The sequence below is a fragment of the Kitasatospora sp. NBC_01302 genome, from assembly GCF_035976515.1.
GTDB lineage: Bacteria > Actinomycetota > Actinomycetes > Streptomycetales > Streptomycetaceae > Kitasatospora.
Map to the genome: position 1 here is coordinate 4,971,838 of NZ_CP108404.1, position 21,782 is coordinate 4,993,619.

Below are 21,782 nucleotides of genomic sequence, written 5' to 3' on the forward strand. Positions count from 1 at the left end.
GCCGGTCTCTCATAATTTCCTCCTGCCTGATGGTGCTTCACTCCTGGGGGGAGTCCCTTGTCCGCGCCCGAAAACGCCGTTGACCACGAGTCAGCAGAGCCACCGACCGTGGTCCAGCACGCGTCAGCAGGGCAGCCGGAGCCAGTGCCCGAGGTCCCCGCCGCGGCTCGCCGGCGCTCCCGGGCGGCGGCCGTCACGCTGGCCACCGTCGGCCTGCTCGTGGTGACCGCGGCCAGCGCCACCGTCACCGTGGCGATCGGCAGGCCCGACCACGGGCACGCCCGGTCGGTGGCGGCCGGCGCGAACTCCTCGCCGAGCCCGGCGCCGGGCGGGGACCTGGGCCCGAGCGACAGCCCCTCCCCGGTGCCGCTGCCCACCATCACCCTCGCCCCCGCGCCCAGCAGCACCTTGCACGGCACGGTCAACGGCTCGACGCACGGTGGCGATCTGCGCTACTTCCTGCTGCCGATCCCCGACGGCGGCGAGTCCTACGGCTCGCCGGACGGCGTCGCGCTCGACCTGGACGACCTGGCCAAGGACTACGCGCAGTCCGACCAGATCAAGCCGGTCCTGGACTCCTACGGCTACCAGGAGGCGGTCTACCGCGAGTACCGCACCGCCGACGGGAGGGCGGAGGTGTCGGCCCGGCTGATGCGCTTCTCCTCCGCCGACAACGCCAAGGCATGGCTCCAGGGCGCGAGTTACGGTGACGGGCCGCCGACCTCCGTGGACGGCGACAGCGAGGCCAAGGGCTTCGTCTTCAAGCCGGAGCAGCAGGCCTACACCGGTGGCCTGGTCGGCGTCAGCCGGGTCGGCGACGTCGAGTACGAGGTGAAGGTCTCGGTGAAGGGCGACCCGGACAAGGCGCTGCTCGCCGATGTGATGAAGCGTCAGCACGATCGGCTGGTCGCCGGTGGCTGAGCCCGGGGACCTCAGCGGTCCGCCCCCGACCCCCGTTCCCACCGCGCTGGAGCCCGCCCTGAGCACCCCCGCCGCCGTACCTGACGCGCAGCCCGACGACGCGCTGCCCGACGACGCGTTGCCCGACGACGCGTTGCCTGACGACGCGCAGCCCGACGCCACGCGCCCCGACGAGGAGCCGGCCGCCCGGCGTCCGCGGACCGCGCTGCTGCTGGTCGGTGCCCTGCTGCTCGGACCGCTGCTGGGCGCCGGCATCGGCTATGCGGTCCAGCAGCACCGCCCGCCGACGCCGCTGCCCGCCCTGCTGCCGGCGGCGGCCCCCGGCTATCCGGCGGCCCACCTCGACGCCCAGGACTCGGCGGCGATCGCTCCCCGGCCGCTGGCCATCGACGGCGATCTCCGCCCGCTGCTGCTGCCCAGGCCGGACGGGGCCCAGGACTGGGACGACTTCGGCCTCGCGGACTCCGGGGACTGGGAGAGCATCAGCCAGATCGCCATGGAGACCGGCCACTCGGCCGACAACTTCACGCAGCTGGCCACCAACGGGTTCCGCCGGGCGGCGGTCACCTCCTGGCAGAAGGACGGCGTGAAGTACCGGGTCCAGCTGGTCCAGTACTTCTCCGACAACTCCTACTCGGCGCTCGCGGCCATGAGTTCGATGCGCTTCACCGGCACACCGTTCGGCGGCGGCATGGCGGGTGCCTACGCGGCGCCCGCGACGCAGGAGACCTACGCCGACACCACCGAGTCCTTCTACCACGGCCGGGCGCTGACCCGCCGGGGCGACGTGGTGGTGGACGTGGAGGCCTTCGGCACCGCCCAGGTGAGCGCGGACGTGGTCAGGGACCTGGCCAAGCAGCAGTGGGAGCGACTGGCGTGAGCGACCTCGACAACCCCGGGCCGTCCCCGGAGGCCCTGGCCACCCCGGCTGCCCCGGCCGCTGAAGCCTCCCCGGCTGCCCCGGCTGCCCCGGCTGCCCCGGTCGCCCCGGCCACCGAAGCCCCGCACCCCCGCCCGCGCGCCCGCCGCGTGCTGCGCGTCACGGCCGCCGTGGCCGCCGCCGTGCTGCTCGGCGCGGGCATCGGGGTCGCCGTCATCAAGGCCGGGTACGGCGACGCGCCCGCCCCGGTCGCCGCGTCGGCTCCGAGCGGCCGGCCGGTGGCCCCCGCCCCGAGCGCGTCGCCGAACTCCTACGGCGCCTGGTCGAACGGCGCGCACTTCGGCTCGCTGCGCGATCTGCTGCTGCCCCTGCCGGCCGACTACCAACTGGGCCCGGACGAAGGCGATTACGGCAACGACACCGACCTGACGCCGGACCAGCTCAACTCCTACCTGGACGAGCGGGTCAAGGACCTGCCCAAGGACAAGCGCGACCAGGTGAAGGCCGCCCTGCGCGCCGAGGGCCGCAAGGGCGCGGGCGTGCGCAGCTACCGTGCCGCGGACGGGAAGACGGTCGCCACGCTCTGGCTCGACCAGTTCAACCAGCACTCGGTGGAGGCGGAGAGCGCCGTCATCGGCGCGCTCTCGGACTCCGGGCTGTTCCGCCAGGGGCCGGCCGTCCCCGGCTACCCGGACGCGCACTGCTTCCTGCCGCCGCTCGATCCGGGCGCGCCGCTGGACGAACTGGACTGCACCGCCGGCGTGGGCGACCTGCTGGTGAGCATGCACGTCGAAGGAGTCGCGCCGTTGCCGAAGAGCGAGGCCGTGTCCATCTTCCGTCAGCAGCTGGAGCGGCTGGCCATTCCGGGAGCATCCGCATGACCGACCAGAGCACGTCCGAACCCGCTGAGCCCGCCACGCCCACCGAGCCGGCGGAGCCGCTGACGCCCGCCACGTTGGTGGAGCCCACCGCGCCCGCCGAGCCCGCCGACCCCGCCCCGCAGTTCGCCGTCGACCCGCTCGCCGCCGCCGAAGCCCCGCGCCCGCGCCGCCGCCCCCGCCGGGCCGCGGTGCTGCGCTGGAGCGCGGCCACGCTGCTCCTGGCGGCCGGCGCCACCGGGACGGCCTTCGCGGTCATGGCGCCGCCGCGCACCGACCTCCCCGGGCTCGCCACCCGCAGCGACGGCCGCTACACCTTCGCCCCGCTGTCGCTGCCGCGGCTGCCGGCCGGCCTGCCCTCCCCGGCCGACCCGCGGGCGCACCAGCGGCACTACGCGGACCTGAGCCAACTCCTGCTGCCGGCACCGAAGGAGGCCGTCTCGGTGGCGGGCTCGGGGCCGACCCGCAACAGCCCCGCCCCGAGCCAGAGCCCGACCTCCGGCCCGAGCCCCAGCAGCACGTCCAGCCCCTCCGGCGCCGCCGACGTCGCGGACATCTCGTCGGCCCCGAGCCCGAGCGTGCCCGTCACGACCGCATCCCCCACCACGACCGTATCCCCCACCGCGACCCCGTCCGCCGGCGCGACCCTCACCGCGACCGCCCCCGCCGCCACCTCCTGCGCCGACTACGCCAAGCTGCACGACGACGCCGCCGAGCTGCCGACGCTGCTCACCACCGACGCGTGCCGCACCGCCGCCACCCGGGTGTGGACCACCAAGGACGGCACCCGCACCGAGATCTGGCTGCTCAGGTTCGGCTCGTCGACCGAGGGCGACGACTTCTACGAGGGCCTGAACGACAACGGCAGCCCGAAGGCGGTCCCGCACGCGGTGTCCGGGCCGGACCTTCCGGTCAGCGGCAACATCGTCTCCAACGACTGCGTCCGGACCACGCCGCGGCAGGGTTCGCAGGCGCCGACCGGTGAGATCGCCTACCTGAACGCGGGCGACGTCGTGGTCACCGTGCTGATGACCGACCCGCACGGCGTGCCCGAGCAGGCCTTCCGCCAAGTGGCCGGCCTCCAGGCGAAGCTGCTCGAATAGCGGAACTGACGGTGCCTCAGCAACCGGCGACCCCTAGGGGTCGTCCGCACCCCGGTCATCCCGCAGCACGAGGGACCTCCGTCCTCCAGCCAGCTCCCAGGACGCACCCCACAGGCTAAGTTCGATGCGTGTCCACCTCGACCCCAGTCATCAGAACGGACGCCCTCACCAAGCGGTTCCCCGCCGTCACCGCGCTCGATCAGCTCACCGTAGAGGTGCAGCCGGGCGTCGTGGGGCTTGTGGGGTCCAACGGGGCGGGCAAGTCCACCCTCATCAAGATCCTGCTCGGGCTCGCCCCGGCCACCTCGGGCAGCGGCGAAGTGCTCGGCCTCAACGTCGCCACCGAAGGGTCGGCGATCCGCGAGCGGGTCGGCTACATGCCGGAGCACGACTGCCTGCCGCCGGACGTCTCCGCCACCGAGTTCGTCGTCCACATGGCCCGGATGTCCGGGCTGCCGGCCACCGCCGCCCGCGAGCGCACGGCCGACGTGCTGCGCCACGTCGGGCTGTACGAGGAGCGCTACCGGCCGATCGGCGGCTACTCCACCGGCATGAAGCAGCGGGTGAAGCTGGCCCAGGCCCTGGTCCACGACCCGCGGCTGGTGCTGCTGGACGAGCCGACCAACGGCCTCGACCCGGCCGGCCGGGACGAGATGCTCGCGCTGATCCGCCGCGTGCACAGCGACTTCGGCATCTCGGTGCTGGTCACCACCCACCTGCTCGGTGAGCTGGAGCGCACCTGCGACCACCTGGTGGTGATCGACGGCGGCAAGCTGCTGCGCTCCTCCTCCACGGCCTCCTTCACCGAGGCGACCCAACTGCTCGCGGTGGAGGTGACGGACAACGCCGAGGGCACCGCGGACGCGGACGTCAGGCAGCGGCTGACCGCCGCCGGGCTGACCGCCACCGCCGACTCCGCGCACATCCTGCTGGTCGAGATCGCGGGCGACGACACCTACGACCTGATCCGCGACACGGTCGCCGACCTCGGCCTCGGCCTGGTCCGCCTGGAGCAGCGCCGCCACCGCGTCTCCGAGATCTTCACCGAGGCGCAGTCCGGGGCGGCCCCCGACTCCGACACCCTCACCGAGCCGGCCGGGGAGCGCCGATGACCACGCAGTCCGACCTCCCGGTCCCGCCGGCCCGGGCCGGCGCCACCGACGGCGTCATCCACAACATCGGCTACCGCGGCTACCAGGGCCCCCGGCTCGGCCGCAGCTACGCCACCCGCTCGCTCTTCGTGCAGGGGCTGCGCGGTGCCTTCGGGCTGGGCCGGTCGGCCAAGTCCAAGGTGCTGCCGATGCTGATGCTGGCGGCGGCCACGCTGCCGGCCGCCATGGTGGTGGTCCTGGCACTGGTGCGCAAGAGCGACCAGCTGAGCACCGACTACCCGCAGTACCTCAGCAACATCGGCCTGCTCTTCTTCGAGATCTTCGTGGCGGCCCAGGCGCCGGTGCTGCTCTCGCGCGACCTGCGCCACCTGACCGTCCCGCTGTACTTCTCCCGCCCGATCACCCGCGGCGACTACGTGCGGGCCAAGTGCGCGGCGATGGTGGCCGCGACGCTGGTCGTCATGGTGCTGCCGCTGCTGGTGCTCTACGTGGGCGCGCTGCTCGGCGGGATGGACTTCACGCGCAACACCGTGCACTTCGGCATCGGCCTGCTGGCCGCGGTGCTCTACTCGCTGGTCTTCTCCGCGATCGGCCTGGTGATCGCGGCGACCACGCCCCGCCGCGGCTTCGGCGTGGCGGCGATCATGGGCGTGCTGCTCGTCTCCGAGGCGGTGGCCTCCGTACTCGCCAGCCTGCACGGCGACCCGACGTCCGGCTCCAGCGCGTGGGCCTACGTGCTCGGGCCCAGCTCGCTGGTGGAGCGCTTCGTCAACCGGGTCTTCAGCCTGGCCCCGGACCTCCCGACCACACCCGGTGCGGCCGGTGCGGTGGTCTTCGGCCTGGAGATCGTCGTCCTCGTGGCCGGCGCCTATGCGCTGCTGCTGCGCCGCTACCGGAAGGTCTGAGGGGTCGTCATGGCTGTCATCACCATCGACAAGGTCTCCCGCTGGTTCGGCAACGTGGTCGCCGTCAACGACATCTCGATGTCGATCGGCCCGGGGGTGACCGGCCTGCTCGGGCCCAACGGGGCCGGCAAGTCCACGCTGATCCACATGATGAGCGGCTTCCTCGCCCCCTCGGCGGGTGCCGTCACGCTGGACGGCGCGCCGATCTGGCGCAACCAGGAGGTCTACCGGGCGATCGGCCTGGTGCCGGAACGGGAGTCGATGTACGACTACCTGACCGGTTGGGAGTTCGTGCTCGCCAACGCCGAACTGCACGGCCTCTCCGACCCCGGCGCCGCCGCCCGCAGGGCGCTGGCCCTGGTGGAGATGGAGCACGCGCAGGAGCGTCGCACCGGGACGTACTCCAAGGGCATGAAGCAGCGGGTCAAGATGGCCTCGGCGCTGGTCCACGACCCCGCGGTGCTGCTGCTGGACGAGCCGTTCAACGGCATGGACCCGCGCCAGCGGCTCCAGCTGATGGAGCTGCTGAGGCGGTTCGGCGCCGACGGGCGCACGGTGCTCTTCTCCTCGCACATCCTGGAGGAGGTCGAGCAACTGGCCCGGCACATCGAGGTGGTGGTGGCCGGACGGCACGCCGCCTCGGGCGACTTCCGCAAGATCCGCCGGCTGATGACGGACCGTCCGCACCGCTACCTGGTGCGCTCCAGCGACGACCGGCGCCTCGCGGCGGCCCTGATCGCCGACGGCTCCACGGCCGGGATCGAACTGGACTGGCAGGAGCGGGCGCTGCGCATCCAGGCGATCAACTTCCAGGGCTTCACCACCCTGTTGCCCAAGGTGGCCAAGGAGGCCGGGATCCGGCTGTTCACCGTCTCCCCGGCGGACGAGTCCCTGGAGAGCGTCTTCTCCTACCTGGTCGGTGCCCGTTGAGCCACTGTTCGCTGCTCCGCTGTTCCCTGCGCCACGGGCCCCGGCCCCACCGGGCCCTGCCCAGCTCCGCCGTAGAAAGGCTGACACCGTGAACCTGACCGTGGCGCGGCTGACCGTACGCGGTCTGCTCGGCAGGCGGCGGGGCATCCTGCTGCTGGTGGTCCCGGCGCTGCTGTTGCTGCTGTCCGTGGTGGCGGGCAACTCCGGCACCGACAAGCACGACATCGCCGTCAACGTGGTGGGCAAGCTGGGTCTGGGCACGCTCGTCCCGCTGCTCGGCCTGGTGGTCGGCACCGGCGTGATCGCCACCGAGATCGACGACGGCTCGATCGTCTACCTGCTCTCCAAGCCGCTGCCGCGGTGGCGGATCATCACCACCAAGCTGGCCGTCGCCGTCGTCACCACCTGGCTCTTCACCGCGATCCCGGTCCTCGTCGCGGGGCTGGTCATCAACGGCACGACCGACGGCCTGGCGGTCGGCTACGCGGTGGGCACGCTGGTGGCGGGCGCCGCCTACAGCGCGCTCTTCCTGCTGCTCGGCGTGGTCACCCGCAACGCGGTGGTGGTGGGCCTGGCCTACGCGCTGATCTGGGAGAGCCTGATCGGCAACTTCGTCGACGGCGCCAAGACCCTGAGCATCCAGCAGTGGGGCCTGTCGATCGCCAAGAGCGTCGCCGCCCCGGACGCGATCACCGCCTCGGTCGGCCTCGGCGCGGCCGTCCCGCTGCTGCTCGTCGTCATCGTCGGTGCCACCGCCTTCGCCGCGGTCCGGCTGGCCGGCCTGACCTTCAACTCGGGCGAATAGCAGCGCCGCCGACCGAGCACGCACCAGGGGTGGGGCCGCGGTGATCGCGGCCCCACCCCTGGTGCGTGCTCTCCGCTACAGCGTGCGGTCGCGTCCCGCGCCCCAGCCCGCGACGGAGGCGGCCGCCGCGAGCACCAGCAGCACCACCAGCACCGCCGTCCAGCTGCCGGTCAGCTGGTGCAGCGCGCCGCCGCCCACCGGGCCGATCGCGGCGATCAGGTAACCGACCGCCTGCGACATCCCGCCCAGCTGCGCGGCCCCGGCGGCACTGCGGGTGCGCAGCACGATGAACGCCAGCGCCAGGCCCAGCGAGCCGCCCTGCGCCAGGCCCAGCACCGCCGCCGAGATCCAGGCCCCCGAGACCGGGGCGATCAGCAGCCCGGCCACGCCCAGCGCGTTCAGCCCGGCCATCGCCACCGCGAGCCAGCGCTGGCTGCGCAGCCGGCCCGCCAGCAGCGGCACCAGGAACGCGCCGGCCACCTGCACCAGGTTGCTGAAGGCGAAGACCAGGCCGGCCTGGTCGCGGCTCATCCCGTGGTCGGCCAGGATCGTGGGCATCCAGGCGACCAGCGTGTAGACCATCAGCGAGGAGATGCCCATGAACAGGCTGATCTGCCAGGCCAGCGGCAGCCGCCAGATCCCCGCGATCGGCTTCTCGGCCACCGGCTGCGGCTGGGCGGCGGACGCGGGGGAAAGCTGCGCCGTCCGCTCCTGACGGGCCCGCAGCACCTGCGGCAGCCAGGCCACCGCCGCGATCAGCGCCAGCAGCGACCAGGCCCCGAGCGAGGCCCGCCAGCCGCCGCCCAGCGCGTGCTCCAGCGGCACCGAGCTGCCGGCCGCCAGCGTGGCGCCGACCAGCATGGTGGTCGAGTACACCCCGGTCATCGTCGCCGCCCGCTCCGGGAACTCGCGCTTGACCAGGCCGGGCATCGAGACGTTGAGCACCGCGATGGCCACCCCGATCACCACGCAGCCCGCGAAGAGCGCGACCACCGAGGGCAGCACTCGCAGCAGCACCCCCGCACCCAGCAGCAGCACCGCCCCGAGCACCACCCGCTCGGTGCCGAAGCGCCGGGTCAGCCGCGGCGTCAGCGGCGCGCCCACGCCCTGGAAGAGCACCGGCACGGTGGTGATCAGCCCGCTCACGGTGGCCGACAGGCCGAAGGTGTGCTGGATCTCGCCCACCATCGGCGAGAGCGCGGCCAGACAGGCCCGCATGTTCAGCGCGACCAGCACGATCCCGGTCAGCAGCAGCGCCGGGTGGGCGAGCCTGGTACGGACACGGACGGCCGAGGTGGGCAGCGGCTGCTGAACCCGGGTGACGGACATGGTGGTGCCATTTCTAGGGATGAGGGAGTGGCAGGGGGAAGCCGGGCGCGCGCTGTGGTGGCGCGGCGCGGTGCTTCCGACTACTTGCGCGCCGCGAACTCCGCGAGCAGCTGCTCGACGGCCGCGATGGGCTCCAGGAGCAACGCGCGACAGGCGGCCTCGGCGCGGTCGGGGTCGCCGCTGGCGATCGCGTCGACCAGCGCCGCGTGGGTGGCCACGACCACCTCGGGCATCTCGTGGTCGCCGAACGCGGTGCGCATCGCCTCACGGACCGAGGCACCGAAGTAGCGGTAGACCTCGGCCAGCGCGGGATTGTGGGCGGCCTCGACGACCGCGGTGTGGAACTCCAGGTCGTGCTCGACGGTGGCCTCGCGGCCGACCCGCTCGGTGTGTGCGGCGATCACCTCGGCCTCCCGGGCGAGCGCGGCCCGCATCCGGTCCAGGTCCTCGGGGGTGTGCCGCACGGCGGCCAGCCGGGCCGCCTCGGCCTCCAGCGCCGCCCGGACCTCCAGCACGTCGCGCACGCCGGAGCGCTGCACGCCGCGCAGCACGGCGGCGGGGTCGCTGGTGCTGCGCACGAAGGTGCCCTCGCCCTGGCGGGTGGCCAGCATCCCCGCGTGCACCAGCACCCGGATCGCCTCCCGCACGGTGTTGCGGCCGACCTGCAGCCGCTCGGCGAGCTCGTGCTCGGTGGGGATCCGCTCGCCCACGGCCCAGACGCCGGCCGCGAGCTGCTCCCGGAGCTGCTCGATCGCGACGTCCACCAGGGAGCGCCGACCGGCGGCCCGCAGGCTGCCGCCGTTGCCGTTCTCGCTGCTCACCTGCCACCTCCGATCACCCGTCGTGCTTGCCCGGTCATCCTACAACCTCTTTGCCCGGTCATCCTACAACTGACCCCTCGTGGGGTCGTCGCGGACCCTTCGGCGGCTTGCGCAATCCTGCAAGTAAAAGTCCAGGTCAAGACTCCCCCGTGACTTCGTGATGATGGCTTTATATGCTCCGCTGAATAGCTCAATGTGTCGGTGCGGGATGAGAGCGGGGCCACAGGGCATCGCGGCACGTCCCCGAGGGCGCTCGGCGTTGCTCCTGTAGAGGTCTGGACCTCTGCAGGAGCTCCGTCAGTGGCCGGTGGAGGGTGTACGAATGTCAGGCCAGAGGTCGGGTGCGTCGAACCACGACGCGCCGCAACCGCATCCCACCGGTGCCACCGATGCCGCCGAGCAGCCACGCCCCGGCGGCCGGGCCGAGGCCCGCCGGGCGCAGGGACGGGCCCAGGGACGGGCGCAGGGACGGGCCCAGAACCGGGCCGCGGGCCGGGGCCGCCGCAAGCCGGGCCGGCCCACCGGCAAGAAGAAGATCATCGCCTGGAGTGCCGCCTCCGCGGTGATCCTGCTCGCGGCCGGCACCGGCGCGGTCTACCTGAAGCTGAACGGCAACATCAAGAGCTTCGACAAGGCCGGCATCGCCACCGACCGCCCGCCGGAGGCCACCGCCGACGCCAACGGCAACAAGCCGGTCAACGTCCTGCTGATCGGCTCCGACTCGCGCGGCAGCGGCAACAACACCCTGGGCGGTGGCGGCGACGACGGTGCCCGCTCGGACACCACGATCCTGTTGCACGTCTACGCCGACCACAAGCACGCCGTGGGCATCTCGATACCCCGCGACTCGCTGGTGACGATCCCCTCCTGCCTGGTCAACGGCAAGTGGACCAAGCCGCAGCCCGACACCATGTTCAACGCGGCCTTCTCGATGGGGAACACCGACACCGGCAACCCCGCCTGCACGCAGAACACCGTCGAGAAGCTGACCGGGATGCGGGTGGACCACACCCTGGTGGTCGACTTCAACGGCTTCGCCTCGATGACCAGCGCGGTCGGCGGCGTCCAGGTCTGCGTGCCGAACGCGGTCTACGAGGGCGACCTCAACCCCAACCTGGGCCGCAAGGGCAAGCAGATCTTCACCAAGGGCGTGCAGAGCGTGGCCGGGCAGCAGGCGCTGGACTACGTCCGGGTGCGGCACGGCATCGGCGACGGCTCGGACATCGGCCGGATGCAGCGTCAGCAGGCCTTCCTCTCCGCGCTGATCAAGAAGGTCAAGGGCGAGGGGATGAGCCCCACCACCCTGCTGCCGCTGGCCGACGCCGCCACCAAGTCGCTGACCGTCGACCCCGACCTGGGCTCGGCGGAGAAGCTGCTCGGTTTCGGTCTGTCGATGAAGAACATCGACCTGAAGGACATCAAGTTCATCACCGTGCCCTGGCGCTTCGAGGGCCCCCGGGTGGCCTGGGTGCAGCCGGACGCCGACCACCTGTGGGCCGCCCTGAAGGCCGACCGCACCCTCGACGGTCAGGACGCCAGCGGCCAGCACCCCGACGCCCCGGTCTCCGCCGGCCCGAGCGTGAACCCCTCGTCCGCCGCCCCGAGCAGCCCGGCGGCACCGAGCGCCCCGGCGGCCGGGGACGTGAACGGCGCGGGGGCCAGGGTGATGGTCTACAACGGCACCACCACCCCGGGCCTGACCACCTCGGCCTCGGCCAAGCTCAAGGACGCCAGGTTCACCGTGGCCGGCGCCGCCAACGCGGCCACCCAGGACCACGACACCACGGTGATCGAGTACGGTCCGAACCAGGCCAAGGCCGCCCAGGCGCTCGCGCAGCTCTTCCCGGGGGCGACCCTGGAGAAGAGCAGCACCGCGGCGCTGAACCTGATCCTGGGCAAGGACTACGCGGCGGCGGCGAACGGCGGCGCCGCCGCCGGTGCTCCGGCCTCCCCCGGCAGCGCGGCCCCGGCCCCGCTGCCGTCCAGCATCAGCGACAACGCCCGCTCGGCCGACGACGACCCGTGCTCCAACCTCAGCTACAACTGACCGGGGTGACGGCCGGTCAGCCGCGGTAGAGCCGCTCCAGCACCAGCGCGACGCCGTCCGCCGCGTTGCTCGCGGTGACCTCGTCGGCCACCGCCAGCAGCTCCGGGTGGGCGCCGGCCATCGCCACCGAGTGCGCGGCCCACTGGAACATCGGCAGGTCGTTGGGCATGTCGCCGAAGGCGATGGTGTCCTTCGCCCGCAGGCCCAGGCGCCGGGCAGCGACCGCCAGCCCGGTGGCCTTGGACAGGCCCAGCGGCAGCAGCTCCACGATGCCCGGTCCGGCCATCGTCACGCCGACCAGGTCGCCGACCACCCGCCGGGCGGCGTCGGCCAGTTGGTCGTCCGTCAGCCCGGGGTGCTGGATGTAGAGCTTGCTGATCGGCTCGCCGAACAGCTCCGCCTTGGTGCCGACCCGCTGCAGCGGCAGATCGCCGCCGATCTCCAGCCGGTAGGAGTGCAGCGCCAGGACCCGGCCGTCCAGGCCGTCCTGGGTGGCGGCGGCGGCCAGCGGGCCCAGCTCCGCCTCCAGCTTGGCCAGCGCCAGCTGGGCCACCCTGCGGTCCAGCGTCATCGAGGTGAGCAGCTTGTGCGCGCCCGCGTCGTAGACCTGGGCGCCCTGCGCGCAGACCGCTATCCCGGAGTACCCGATCTCGTCCAGCACCGGCCGGGCCCAGGGGGCCGAGCGGCCGGTGACGATGACGTGGGTGGCCCCGGCCGCCGTGGCGGTGGCCAGGGCGGCCCGGGTCCGGGCGGAGACGGTCTCCTCGGGGGTGAGCAGGGTGCCGTCCAGATCGGTGGCGACCAGCCGGTACGGCAACCCGTCGGTCACTTGACCGGGTCCAGCGTGGTCCGGCCGCCCAGGTAGGGGCGCAGCGCCTCGGGCAGCACCACGGAGCCGTCGGCCTGCTGGTGGTTCTCCAGCAGCGCCACGATCACCCGGGGCACGGCGACCAGGGTGCCGTTGAGGGTGGCCAGCGGACGGACCTTGCCATCCTCGCGCATCCGGATCGACAGCCGGCGGGACTGGTACTCGGTGGTGTTCGAGGTGGAGGTGACCTCGCGGTACTTGCCCTGGGTCGGGATCCAGGCCTCGATGTCGAACTTGCGGGCGGCCGAGGCGCCGAGGTCGCCTGAGGCCACGTCGATCACCCGGTAGGGCAGTTCGAGCGCGTTGAGGAAGTCCTCCTCCCACTGGAGCAGGCGCCGGTGCTCGGCTTCCGCCTCCTCCGGGGTGGTGTAGACGTACATCTCCACCTTTTCGAACTGGTGCACCCGGATGATGCCGCGGGTGTCCTTGCCGTACGTCCCGGCCTCGCGGCGGAAGCAGGAGGAGAAGCCGGCGTAGCGCAGCGGCAGCTGGTCGGCGTCCAGGATCTCGTCCATGTGGTACGCCGCGAGCGCGACCTCGCTGGTGCCGACCAGGTACCGGTCGTCCTGCGGCAGGTGGTAGACGTTCTCGGCGGCCTGGCCGAGGAAGCCGGTGCCGTCCATCGCGGCCGGGCGCACCAGGGTCGGGGTGATCATCGGGATGAAGCCGGCCGCACCGGCCTGCGCCATCGCCATGTTGACCAGGGCCAGCTCCAGCAGGGCGCCGGGGCCGGTCAGGTAGTAGGACCGCGCGCCCGCCACCTTGGCACCGCGCTCGGTGTCGATCGCGCCCAGGATCTGCCCGAGCTCGACGTGGTCCTTGGGCTCGAAGCCCTCCGCGGCGAAGTCGCGCGGGGTGCCGATCTCCTCGAGGGTGACGAAGTCCTCCTCGCCGCCGACCGGGGCGGCCGGGTCGATCAGGTTGGCCAGCGAGCGCAGCAGCCGCTCGGCCTCCTCCTTGGCCCCCGACTGCTCGGCGTCGGCGGCCTTGACCTCCTCGGCCAGGGCCTTGGTGCGCTGGAGCAGGGCGGTCTTCTCCTCGCCCTGGGCCTTGGCGACCTGCTTGCCCAGACCCTTCTGCTCATTGCGCAGCTCGTCGAAGCGACTGCCCGAGGATCGGCGCCGCTCGTCGGCCGCGAGCAGGGCGTCGACCAGGTCGACGTCCTCGCCACGGGCGCGCTGCGAGGCGCGCACTCGGTCAGGGTCCTCACGAAGCAGGCGAAGGTCAATCACGGGGCCAAGCCTACCGGGATCGGGGTCCCCTGTGGATAACTCGCCGATCCGTGTGGATAACTCGCCCCGGAAGGCTGTCGCCCGCCATTTGTCCACAGGGACGGGCGCTGTCCTGTGGATGGCGGAGAGCGGCGTAACCAACGGGCCTCGAATCGCGTTTTCCATGTTTCAAACCTCGATCTGCCCGCACGGCCGAGGGAATTCACTCACTCGGAGTGGTGAATTCTGAGGAGAAGGGTGACTCTGGTCTGAAGAGTCCTCTTTATCCCGTTTACCGATGATCAGATCGGACCTGGGAGTGGCTAAGCCGGTTTGTCGACTCATCCCCAGGCCTGTGGATAACCGGTGGATAACTGCCTCGGGAAGCGGCCTGTGGATGACCGGAGGACCGGCCCCGGGCCTGTGGATGACGTGCGGGAACGGCCTTGGGCCCGGATGTACGCCGGGTTTCGGGCGGCCGTCCCCCGGCTGTCCGGCCGGGAACCGGCCGGTGAAGCGGTCCGGGAACCGGCCGTTGGATCAGCCCTCGCCGCGCCCGTCCAGGCAGCGCGCCAGCCAGTCGGCGGCCCGGTCGAAATCCTCGTCCGAGGTGCCCGGCTGGCGCGGCGTGGCCGTGCGCTGATCGGCCCGCGGGTAGGAGCCCAGGAACCGGATCTGCGGGCAGATCCGCCGCAGGCCCATCAGTGCCTCGGAGACCCGGCGCTCGGTCAGGTGACCCTCGCAGTCGATCGAGAAGCAGTAGTTCCCGAGCCCGTGCCCGGTCGGCCGCGATTCGATCCGCATCAGGTTGACCCCGCGGACCGCGAATTCCTGCAGGAGTTCCAGCAGGGCACCCGGGTGGTTGTCACCGAGCCAGGCCACGATGGACGTCTTGTCCGCCCCGGTCGGCGAGGAGACCCGCCCGGGCCGGCCGATCAGCACGAAGCGGGTGATCGCGTTCTGCGCGTCGTGGATGTCGGTGACCAGCGGCTCCAGCCCGTAGAGCGCGGCGGCGAACTCGCCCGCGAAGGCGCCGTCGGCCTGCCCCTCCTGCACCAGCCGCGCCCCGTCCGCATTCGAGGCGGCGGCCTCCCAGCGGGCGTGCGGCAGGTGCTCGCCCAGCCAGCGGCGCACCTGCGGCTGGGCGACTGGGTGGCTGGTGACGGTCTTGATGTCGGCCAGCGCGGTGCCGGGGCGTACCAGCAGCGCGAAGCTGATCGGCAGCAGCACCTCGCGGTAGATCATCAGCGGTGCGCCGCCCGCCAGTTCGTCGGCGGTCGCGGTGACCGCGCCCTCCACCGAGTTCTCGATGGCCACGAAGGCCCCGGCGGCCTCGCCGGCGCGCACCGCGTCCAGTGCCGCCTGCACCGAGGGCAGCGGCACCAGTTCCCGGGTCGCCGCCTCCGGCAGCGTGTGCAGGGCGGCCTCGGTAAAGGTGCCGGCGGGCCCGAGGTAGGTGTAGCGGGTAGCCGACATGCCGCGCCTCCATGAGCTTCGGTACCGATACCAGACGTGCCACCTTAGCCACTTCGGACCGCCCGCGGTGCCGCCGTCCCACGAGCTGGGCCCGCCCGCGGCCGGCTACCCCTCCAGCAGCGCCTGCCCCAGGTACCCCGCGTCGCCCTGGACACCGGGCGGCACCGCGTACAGCCCGCTGGCCTCGTGGCGCAGGAAGCGGGTCAGGCCGTCGCCGCGTGCCAGCTTCTGCTGCACGGGGACGAAGCCGCGCGCCGGGTCCGCCTGGAACGCGAGGAAGAGCAGGCCCGCGTCCGGCGAGCCGTCCGGCAGCACCCCGTCCGCGTAGGAGAAGCCGCGCCGCAGCATCGCGGCCCCACCGTTGGCGGCCGGCGCCGCCACCCGGATGTGCGCGTCGGCGGGGATCGCCAGGGTGCCGTCCGGGTTCTGCTTCGTCAGGTCGACGGGCGTGGTCTCGGTGCCGCCGGACAGCGGGGCGCCGTCCGACTTGCGCCGTCCGACGAACCGCTCCTGACGGTCCGTCGACAGGTTCTCCCAGTCGTCCAGCAGCATCCGGATCCGCCGCAGCACCAGGTAGCTGCCGCCGGCCATCCAGTCCGGCCCGGTGGCGAAGACCTTGGCGGCGAAGTCGGCGTCGGTCGGCTTGGGGTTGTTGGTCCCGTCGACCTGGCCCATCAGGTTGCGCCCGGTCATCGGCCTGGCAGTGGCGCCGGGGGTGCGGGCGAAGCCGGCCATCTGCCAGCGGACGGCGGCGGTGCCGGCCGCCTGCTGCTGGAGCACCCGCAGCGCGTGGAAGGCCACCAGCGCGTCGTCCGCGCCGATCTGCACCCACAGGTCGCCGTCGCTGCGCGAGCGGTCGATGGCGTCCTGCGGGAAGTCCGGCAGCGGGTTCAGCTGCGGCGGCCGGCGATCGGCCAGGCCCACCTTGTCGAACAGGGTGGCGCCGAAGCCCACCGTGACGGTCAGCGAGCTGGGCCCGGCGTCCAGCGCGATCTGGTTCTCGTGGCTGGGGGCGGGCTCGCCGACCGCCAGCCGGGCCGCGGTCTGCGACCAGAGCTTGAGCAGCGCCTGCAGCCCGGCCCGCCCGGCGTTCGGCGCCAGGTCGAAGGCGGCCAACTGCACGCGGGCCTGCGCCGGTTGGACGATCCCGGCCTGGTGCGGCCCCTGGAAGCCGACCTTGGCGGCCCCGAGCGCGGGCGCGCGGTCGCCTCCGTCGGCGCTCGCCCCCTGGGCGAGCATCCCGCCGGCCGCGCCGACGGCGAGGGAGGCCCCGGCGCCCGCGAACAGCGTCCGGCGCGAGAAGGCGCCCGCGCTCTGCCGAGCGGTCGGCGCACCACCTGTCTCCTGCGTGGACATACCCGTACCTCAGCCGATCGTCAGTTGCTTGGTCTCGGTGTCCTGGTCGATGTCCGAGGAACGGACGACGACCGCGGCCACCCACTCGCCCGCCAGCGGCAGTTGGGCGGTGCCGGTCCAGCGCCCGGTGCCGGCCTTGGTCAGCGGCACCGCCAGCGGGCCCAGATCGCGGTCCGGCAGGGTGAAGGAGACCTGGGTCTCGGGCACGTCCACCGGCTGCCCCGAGCCGTCGGTGACCAGCAGCGTCAGCCGGCTGCTGCCGGTGGCGGCCGGGTCGACGGTGAGCACGGCGGTGCCCTTGGCGCCCTTCTCGGTGCCGCCGGTGTCGTAGGGCAGCTTGAGCTCCACGCTCTTCGCGGCCGTCTTCGGCGCCGGGGCGGCGGTGCCGCTGGCGGCGGCGACCTCGGCCGCCACCCGCCCGGGCGGCGAGTTGGTCAGCACCGTGGTCACCACCAGCACGCCGATCGCCACCGCTGCCTCGATCAGCACCGAGCGCCGCAGCCCCGCCTGCACCGGGGTGCCGTTCTGTGCCTTGCGCACCCCGGCCGCGGCCACCGCCGCCCGCTGGCGGGCCAGTTGCTCGCGCCGCACCGGGTCCGCCGCCGTGCCATCGGTCGCCGTCCCCGTCCCCGTCCCCGTCCCCGCCGCATCCGCGTCCGCGGCCTCGGCCGACCGGCCGCCGACCACAACGTCGACCTGCTCGACTTCCTGCGCCGGGGCCGTCCGCAGCCGCGCCGTCCACCGCCGCGAGAAGAAGGCGGTGCCCAGCATCACCAGCACCAGCCCGACCTTGATCAGCACCAGCTGCCCGTACTCGGTGTCCACCAGTGCGTCCCAGCTGCCCACGCCCCGCCAGGCCTGGTAGACGCCGGTGACCACCAGGCAGGCCACCGAGACCAGCGCGACCTTGGAGAACCGCTCGGCCACCGCCGCCCCGCCGCCGTGCCGCAGCGCGGCCACCAGGGTGACCAGTCCGCCCAGCCAGCAGGCCATCGCGAGCAGGTGCAGCAGGTCGAACGGCAGCGCCACCCAGACCTGGATCCCGACCGCCGCGTGGTCCGCCGCGGCCCAGGTGGCCGCGAGCGCCAGCGCCAGCACCAGCCCGCCCGCGCCCAGCGCCAGCCGCGCCTCGCGCAGCGGGCGCTCCGCGGCCCGCCGCTCCAGCCGGCGCAGCTCGTCCTCCTCGGCGTCCCCGGTGGAAGCGGCCTCGCCCGGCTCCGCGTCCTCCTCCTGGCCCAGCCGCCCGACCAGCAGCGACAGGAAGACCCCGCCCGCCGCCAGCAGCAGCAGCCGCGCGGCCAGCGCGGTGCCGAGCCGTTCGTCCAGCGTGCCGCGCACCAGCGACAGGTCGAAGACCTGGCCCAGCCCGCTCCCGCGCTCGTAGGGCCCGCGCAGCAGCAGCACCGCCACGGTGGCGGCCAGCAGCGCGACCCAGCCGCCCATCAGCAGCCGCTGCACCGAGCGGTTCGCCGCCCCGCGCGGCCAGCACAGCAGTACGAAGGCCGCCGCCCCGACCAGCAGCGCGAACGCCCCGTACGCCACCGCCCGCCCGCTGCCGTAGAGCGCCGAGACCACCTCGTCGGCCTTGGCGCCGTTCGCCTGCGAGAGCGAGACCGAGGTGGTCGAGGGCGCGCCGACGGAGAACGTGAACGCCCCGCCGACCGGGTGCGTGTCCGCCGAGATGGCCCGCCAGGCCACTGTGTAGGTGCCGTTGCCCAGGCCCGGGCGCAGCCCGACGGTGGCGGTGTCGTCCTTGCCGCCGGCGTGCGCGGCGTTGCCGGTGTCCACCGGCTTGCCGGCCGGGTCGAGCACCCGGACCGCGTCGCCGTCGAGCGTCACCGCCTCGCTGAACGTCAGGGTCACGGAGGTGGGCGCGCTCGCCACCACCGAGTTCTGTGCCGGATCGGTCTGCAGCAGCGCCGCGTGCGCCGAGGCGGGTGCGGCGGTGCCCAGCAGCAGGAGCAGCAGGGTGCCCGCGGTGGTGAGCCAGGCCCAGGCTTTGCGCATCTCTTCGTCAGCTCCCGGGGCGGTAGGTGAGGGGTTTCACCGGCACCTGGACGGCGATGGTGCCGCTGTGTGCGAAGGTCAGGTCCAGCTCCAGCTGGTCGCCGACGGCGGGTGGCTTCTGCCACCCCATGATCATCAGGTGGGCACCGCCGCGGGTCAGCTGCAACGCGCCGTTCGCCGGCACCGGCAGGCTGTCCACCTCCTGCATGGTGGTCTCGGTGGACCGGTGCATGCTCACCGAGCCGGCGCCGGGGCTGCTCACCCGCACCAGGGTGTCCGCCGTGCCGCCGGTGTTGCGCACCGTCAGGTACCCGGCGGCCATGCTGTCGCTGCCGGGGCTGCCGGCGGGCAGCGGGATGTACGAGTCCGCGATGCTGAGCCTGGCGCTCGACGCCTGGCTGCTGCCGCCGCCGCAGACCACGACTATCGCGCCCGCGGTCAGCACGGCGGCGACCGCGGCCCCGGTCAGCGCGGTCTGCCGGAAGGTCCTGGCGCCCATCAGGCGGCCACCCCCTTGGCCAGCAGCGGCAGGTCGTGGGCGAAGACGTCCTGCGAGGTGTTGCTCAGGTAGACCAGGTGCGCCTTGTTGTCGGAGGGCTGGAAGGCCAGCACCTGGGCGCCGTGCGAGGAGGTCACCGTGCCGTCCTTGTTGACCACCGGGTCCTCCACCAGGATGCCCAGGCTCAGTGCCGCCGCCTTGACCTTCTGCAGGTCGCCGGTCAGCCCGATGAAGTTCTTGTCGAAGGAGTCCAGCCAGGTCCGCAGCACCTTCGGGGTGTCGACCTGCGGGTCGGTCGAGACGAAGACCACGTTGATCTTCGCCTGCTCGTCCGCGGGCAGCTTCTGCATCGCCACGGCGATGTCGCCCATCGTGGTGGGGCAGACGTCCGGGCAGCTGGTGTAGCCGAAGAAGAGCAGCGTGGTCTTCCCGGCGGTGCGCTGGCGCAGGTCGAAGGGCTGGCCGCTGGTGTCGGGCAGCACCAGGTCGGGCATGTCGAAGTGCTTGGCCAGCACGGTGCCCTGGTAGGGCGAGTTCTGGGACTGCTGGGAGACGACGGCAGCGCCGGTGGTCGACTTGGTGCCCGAGCCGCAGGCGGTCAGCGCGAGGGCTGCGGTCAGGGCGAGGGCGGCGGCACCGGCGACGCGGCGGCCGGGGGAGAGCAGCTTCATGGTGGGGGTCCGTTCGTTCGGGCTCGTGGCGGTGGGTCGCCCGCCGGGGCCGGCCGTCCAGCGGAGGGCCGGCCCCGGCGACCGGCCTCAGGAGGCGGGGGTGCCGCTCTTGCGGCGCAGGCCGGCCACGCCGAGGGCGGTACCGATCACGCCGACCACGAGGCCGGCGATGCCCAGCGCGCGGGCGGTGGAGTCGTCGGACGTGGCCGCGGCGGTGGTCGACTTGCCGTCCTGCGAGGCGCCGGCGGCGGCCGAGGGAGCGGTGCCGGTGGTGGTGGCGGCCGTCAGGCGCAGGGTCGGCGCGGGGTGCTGCGGCTCGGCCTGGCCGGGCTTGGCCTCGTCGATCCAGCGCACCACGGTGCCGTCGTCGTAGGTCTGCAGCGCCTTGAAGACGATCTGGTCGGCGTCCTTCGGCAGCGGGCCGAGCGAGATCTTGAACTCCTGGAACTGGCCGGGGCCGATCTTGCCGGTGGCGTCGGCGGTCCAGGTGACCTTGCTGACCGCGTCGGTGACCTGGCCGTCGTCGGTGGTGACCGGGGTGGCCAGGTGGGTCTTGTCGACGGTCGCCGTCCAGCCGGGCACCGGCTGGGTGGAGAGCGAGACCACCGGGTGGTCGGTCGGCACGGTGACCTCCAGCTTGACCGTGCTCGCCTTGTCGCTCTCGTCCGGCACCCGGAACGCGACGGCGGTGTAGCCGCCCTGCGTGGCGGTGTTCGGGTTCACGGTGACGTGCGCGAAGGCGGGGACGGCGGAGGCCAGCACGGCACCGGCGGCGAGGACGGCGGCGGCGGTGGAACGGCGGGCGGTGAGCGAACGCATCGGTGGCGGTCTCCATCGGGAGCAGGACACACGGGTGCCCTGGGCAGGTGGGGTGACGAGCTGCGGGGTACGCGGCGCCGACACCCGGCCCCGTCGGCCGACGCCGGGAAGGCGTGGCGATGACGGCGGGTCAGCGCGCGAAGGCCGCCACCGGCGGGCCACGGCGCACCACGCTGTGCCGCAGCACGGCCGCCACCGGCAGCCGGTGCTCCTCGCGGTCGGAGCGCGGTATCCGCACCCCGGCCCCGGTCACGCCGAGCAGGCCGCGCAGCACGGCGGCGACCAGCGCGAGCGCGCGCCCCAGCGGGGCGCTCCACTGCTGCAGTTCGCGGGCGGCGCTGCCGGCCAGCCGGATCAGCCGCCACAGCGCGGCCTCGCCGCGGCGCAGCCACCAGCCGGCCAGCACGGCGGCGGCCAGGTGACCGAGCAGCATCGCCGGGGTCAGCCCGAACAGCCACCAGGGACCGGCGGCCACCGCGTGGTAGCTGCCCGGGTCCAGGCCCGCGCTGTTGACCAGTTGGGCCGGGCTCACCCCGGGGGGCAGCACCCGGGCCATCCCGGGCATGTCGTTGCAGACCAGTCGCCCTGCCACTTGATCCAGGGTCATCCCGGGCATCGCGTGCGGACCGGCGCAGTGGAAGAGCAGGTGCAGCGCGAGCTGGCCGCCCCCCAGAGCCGCGGCGATCCCCGGCAGCGAGCGCTCCCGGCCGCCGAGCAGTGCCGCCAGCGCGGCCACCACGGCGAAGCCGAGCAGCAGCGAGGGCAGCGCGACATCGCCGCCGCCGCTCAGGTGGTGGCCGAAGGCGGCCACCACCGTGCACACCACCGCGAACGGCACCGCACGCAGCAGCCGCAGGTCCCACCCCGCGCGCAGCGCACCGGGGCGCGCCGGTTCGGCGGCGCCCGGCTGCGGGGCGGGGTGGTGGTCAGTCATGGCCGGGCCATCATCTCATCGGGCCCCGGCCCGATCGGGGCGGGGTGCGAAAGTGCCGGAGCGTCAGCGGGAGTGGCCCCGGACCGGCCGTAACTCCAACGGCCCCGGCGTGCGGTGGCAGATGCGCGCCGTTCGGCACAACGCGCCGCGCTCGTCCATCCGCCGAATGGGCGGACCGCCCGCAGCGCGACGGTTCACGGCCCGATCCCT

Annotated in this window: 20 protein-coding genes; 9 read left to right on the forward strand and 11 right to left on the reverse strand. The window is 73.4% G+C overall.

Features of this window, described 5'->3' with window-relative positions:
* Positions 1-144 precede the first annotated feature (144 nt).
* The 8 genes from OG294_RS21535 to OG294_RS21570 all read left to right on the forward strand — a co-directional run bounded on the left by OG294_RS21535 (position 145) and on the right by OG294_RS21570 (position 7,534).
* On the forward strand, positions 145-921 hold the full coding sequence (locus tag OG294_RS21535) for a hypothetical protein (RefSeq protein WP_327068154.1): 777 nt from the start codon (positions 145-147) through the stop codon (positions 919-921).
* Positions 914-1,801: a hypothetical protein gene (locus OG294_RS21540; protein WP_327068155.1), complete on the forward strand. Its 888-nt coding sequence runs from the start codon at positions 914-916 to the stop codon at positions 1,799-1,801. The genes OG294_RS21535 and OG294_RS21540 overlap by 8 nt, the downstream gene beginning before the upstream one ends.
* Positions 1,798-2,682, forward strand: coding sequence for a hypothetical protein (locus OG294_RS21545; RefSeq protein ID WP_327068156.1), 885 nt, complete (start codon positions 1,798-1,800; stop codon positions 2,680-2,682). The genes OG294_RS21540 and OG294_RS21545 overlap by 4 nt, the downstream gene beginning before the upstream one ends.
* A complete protein-coding gene (locus OG294_RS21550; protein ID WP_327068158.1) occupies positions 2,679-3,782 on the forward strand; it encodes a hypothetical protein in 1,104 nt (367 codons plus the stop codon). Before OG294_RS21545 ends, OG294_RS21550 begins: the two co-directional genes overlap by 4 nt.
* Positions 3,783-3,910: 128 nt before the next feature.
* On the forward strand, positions 3,911-4,894 hold the full coding sequence (locus OG294_RS21555) for an ABC transporter ATP-binding protein (RefSeq protein ID WP_327068159.1): 984 nt from the start codon (positions 3,911-3,913) through the stop codon (positions 4,892-4,894).
* On the forward strand, positions 4,891-5,799 hold the full coding sequence (locus OG294_RS21560; protein WP_327068160.1) for an ABC transporter permease: 909 nt from the start codon (positions 4,891-4,893) through the stop codon (positions 5,797-5,799). The genes OG294_RS21555 and OG294_RS21560 overlap by 4 nt, the downstream gene beginning before the upstream one ends.
* Before the next feature lie 9 nt (positions 5,800-5,808).
* Positions 5,809-6,729: an ABC transporter ATP-binding protein gene (locus OG294_RS21565; RefSeq protein ID WP_327068161.1), complete on the forward strand. Its 921-nt coding sequence runs from the start codon at positions 5,809-5,811 to the stop codon at positions 6,727-6,729.
* 88 nt (positions 6,730-6,817) lie between these two features.
* Complete coding sequence (locus tag OG294_RS21570; RefSeq protein ID WP_327068162.1) at positions 6,818-7,534, forward strand: ABC transporter permease; 717 nt, start codon at positions 6,818-6,820, stop codon at positions 7,532-7,534.
* 75 nt (positions 7,535-7,609) lie between these two features.
* On the opposite strand, the gene OG294_RS21575 is transcribed toward OG294_RS21570, so the two are convergent.
* Together OG294_RS21575 and OG294_RS21580 are read right to left on the reverse strand one after the other, a co-directional pair.
* On the reverse strand, positions 7,610-8,863 hold the full coding sequence (locus OG294_RS21575; protein WP_327068163.1) for a CynX/NimT family MFS transporter: 1,254 nt from the start codon (positions 8,861-8,863) through the stop codon (positions 7,610-7,612).
* A gap of 80 nt (positions 8,864-8,943) precedes the next feature.
* Positions 8,944-9,684 (reverse strand): FadR/GntR family transcriptional regulator, encoded by a 741-nt coding sequence (locus tag OG294_RS21580; RefSeq protein ID WP_327068164.1) that lies wholly within the window; start codon positions 9,682-9,684, stop codon positions 8,944-8,946.
* Between the two features lie 322 nt (positions 9,685-10,006).
* Between OG294_RS21580 and OG294_RS21585 the strand changes: the two genes are divergently transcribed.
* A complete protein-coding gene (locus tag OG294_RS21585) occupies positions 10,007-11,731 on the forward strand; it encodes an LCP family protein (protein ID WP_327068165.1) in 1,725 nt (574 codons plus the stop codon).
* 16 nt (positions 11,732-11,747) lie between these two features.
* Here the strand turns inward: OG294_RS21585 and OG294_RS21590 are convergent, their stop codons facing one another.
* The 9 genes from OG294_RS21590 to OG294_RS21630 all read right to left on the reverse strand — a co-directional run bounded on the left by OG294_RS21590 (position 11,748) and on the right by OG294_RS21630 (position 21,572).
* Positions 11,748-12,560, reverse strand: coding sequence for an HAD family hydrolase (locus OG294_RS21590; RefSeq protein WP_327068166.1), 813 nt, complete (start codon positions 12,558-12,560; stop codon positions 11,748-11,750).
* Complete coding sequence (gene serS / locus OG294_RS21595; RefSeq protein WP_327068167.1) at positions 12,557-13,831, reverse strand: serine--tRNA ligase; 1,275 nt, start codon at positions 13,829-13,831, stop codon at positions 12,557-12,559. The genes OG294_RS21590 and serS overlap by 4 nt, the downstream gene beginning before the upstream one ends.
* A gap of 519 nt (positions 13,832-14,350) precedes the next feature.
* Positions 14,351-15,286 carry a prephenate dehydratase gene (gene pheA / locus OG294_RS21600; protein ID WP_327068168.1) on the reverse strand — a complete coding sequence of 312 codons (936 nt, stop codon included), beginning with the start codon at positions 15,284-15,286 and terminating at the stop codon, positions 14,351-14,353.
* 105 nt (positions 15,287-15,391) lie between these two features.
* Positions 15,392-16,642 carry an iron uptake transporter deferrochelatase/peroxidase subunit gene (gene efeB / locus OG294_RS21605; RefSeq protein WP_327068169.1) on the reverse strand — a complete coding sequence of 417 codons (1,251 nt, stop codon included), beginning with the start codon at positions 16,640-16,642 and terminating at the stop codon, positions 15,392-15,394.
* A 9-nt stretch (positions 16,643-16,651) separates the two neighbouring features.
* Positions 16,652-18,649: a copper resistance CopC/CopD family protein gene (locus tag OG294_RS21610; protein ID WP_327068170.1), complete on the reverse strand. Its 1,998-nt coding sequence runs from the start codon at positions 18,647-18,649 to the stop codon at positions 16,652-16,654.
* 7 nt (positions 18,650-18,656) lie between these two features.
* A complete protein-coding gene (locus OG294_RS21615) occupies positions 18,657-19,148 on the reverse strand; it encodes a copper chaperone PCu(A)C (RefSeq protein WP_327068171.1) in 492 nt (163 codons plus the stop codon).
* Positions 19,148-19,819 carry an SCO family protein gene (locus tag OG294_RS21620; protein ID WP_327068172.1) on the reverse strand — a complete coding sequence of 224 codons (672 nt, stop codon included), beginning with the start codon at positions 19,817-19,819 and terminating at the stop codon, positions 19,148-19,150. The genes OG294_RS21615 and OG294_RS21620 overlap by 1 nt, the downstream gene beginning before the upstream one ends.
* A gap of 87 nt (positions 19,820-19,906) precedes the next feature.
* Positions 19,907-20,638 (reverse strand): YcnI family copper-binding membrane protein, encoded by a 732-nt coding sequence (locus OG294_RS21625; RefSeq protein WP_327068173.1) that lies wholly within the window; start codon positions 20,636-20,638, stop codon positions 19,907-19,909.
* 130 nt (positions 20,639-20,768) lie between these two features.
* Entirely contained in the window at positions 20,769-21,572 is an 804-nt protein-coding gene (locus OG294_RS21630) for a hypothetical protein (protein WP_327068175.1), read from the reverse strand.
* Between the last annotated feature and the right edge of the window lie 210 nt (positions 21,573-21,782).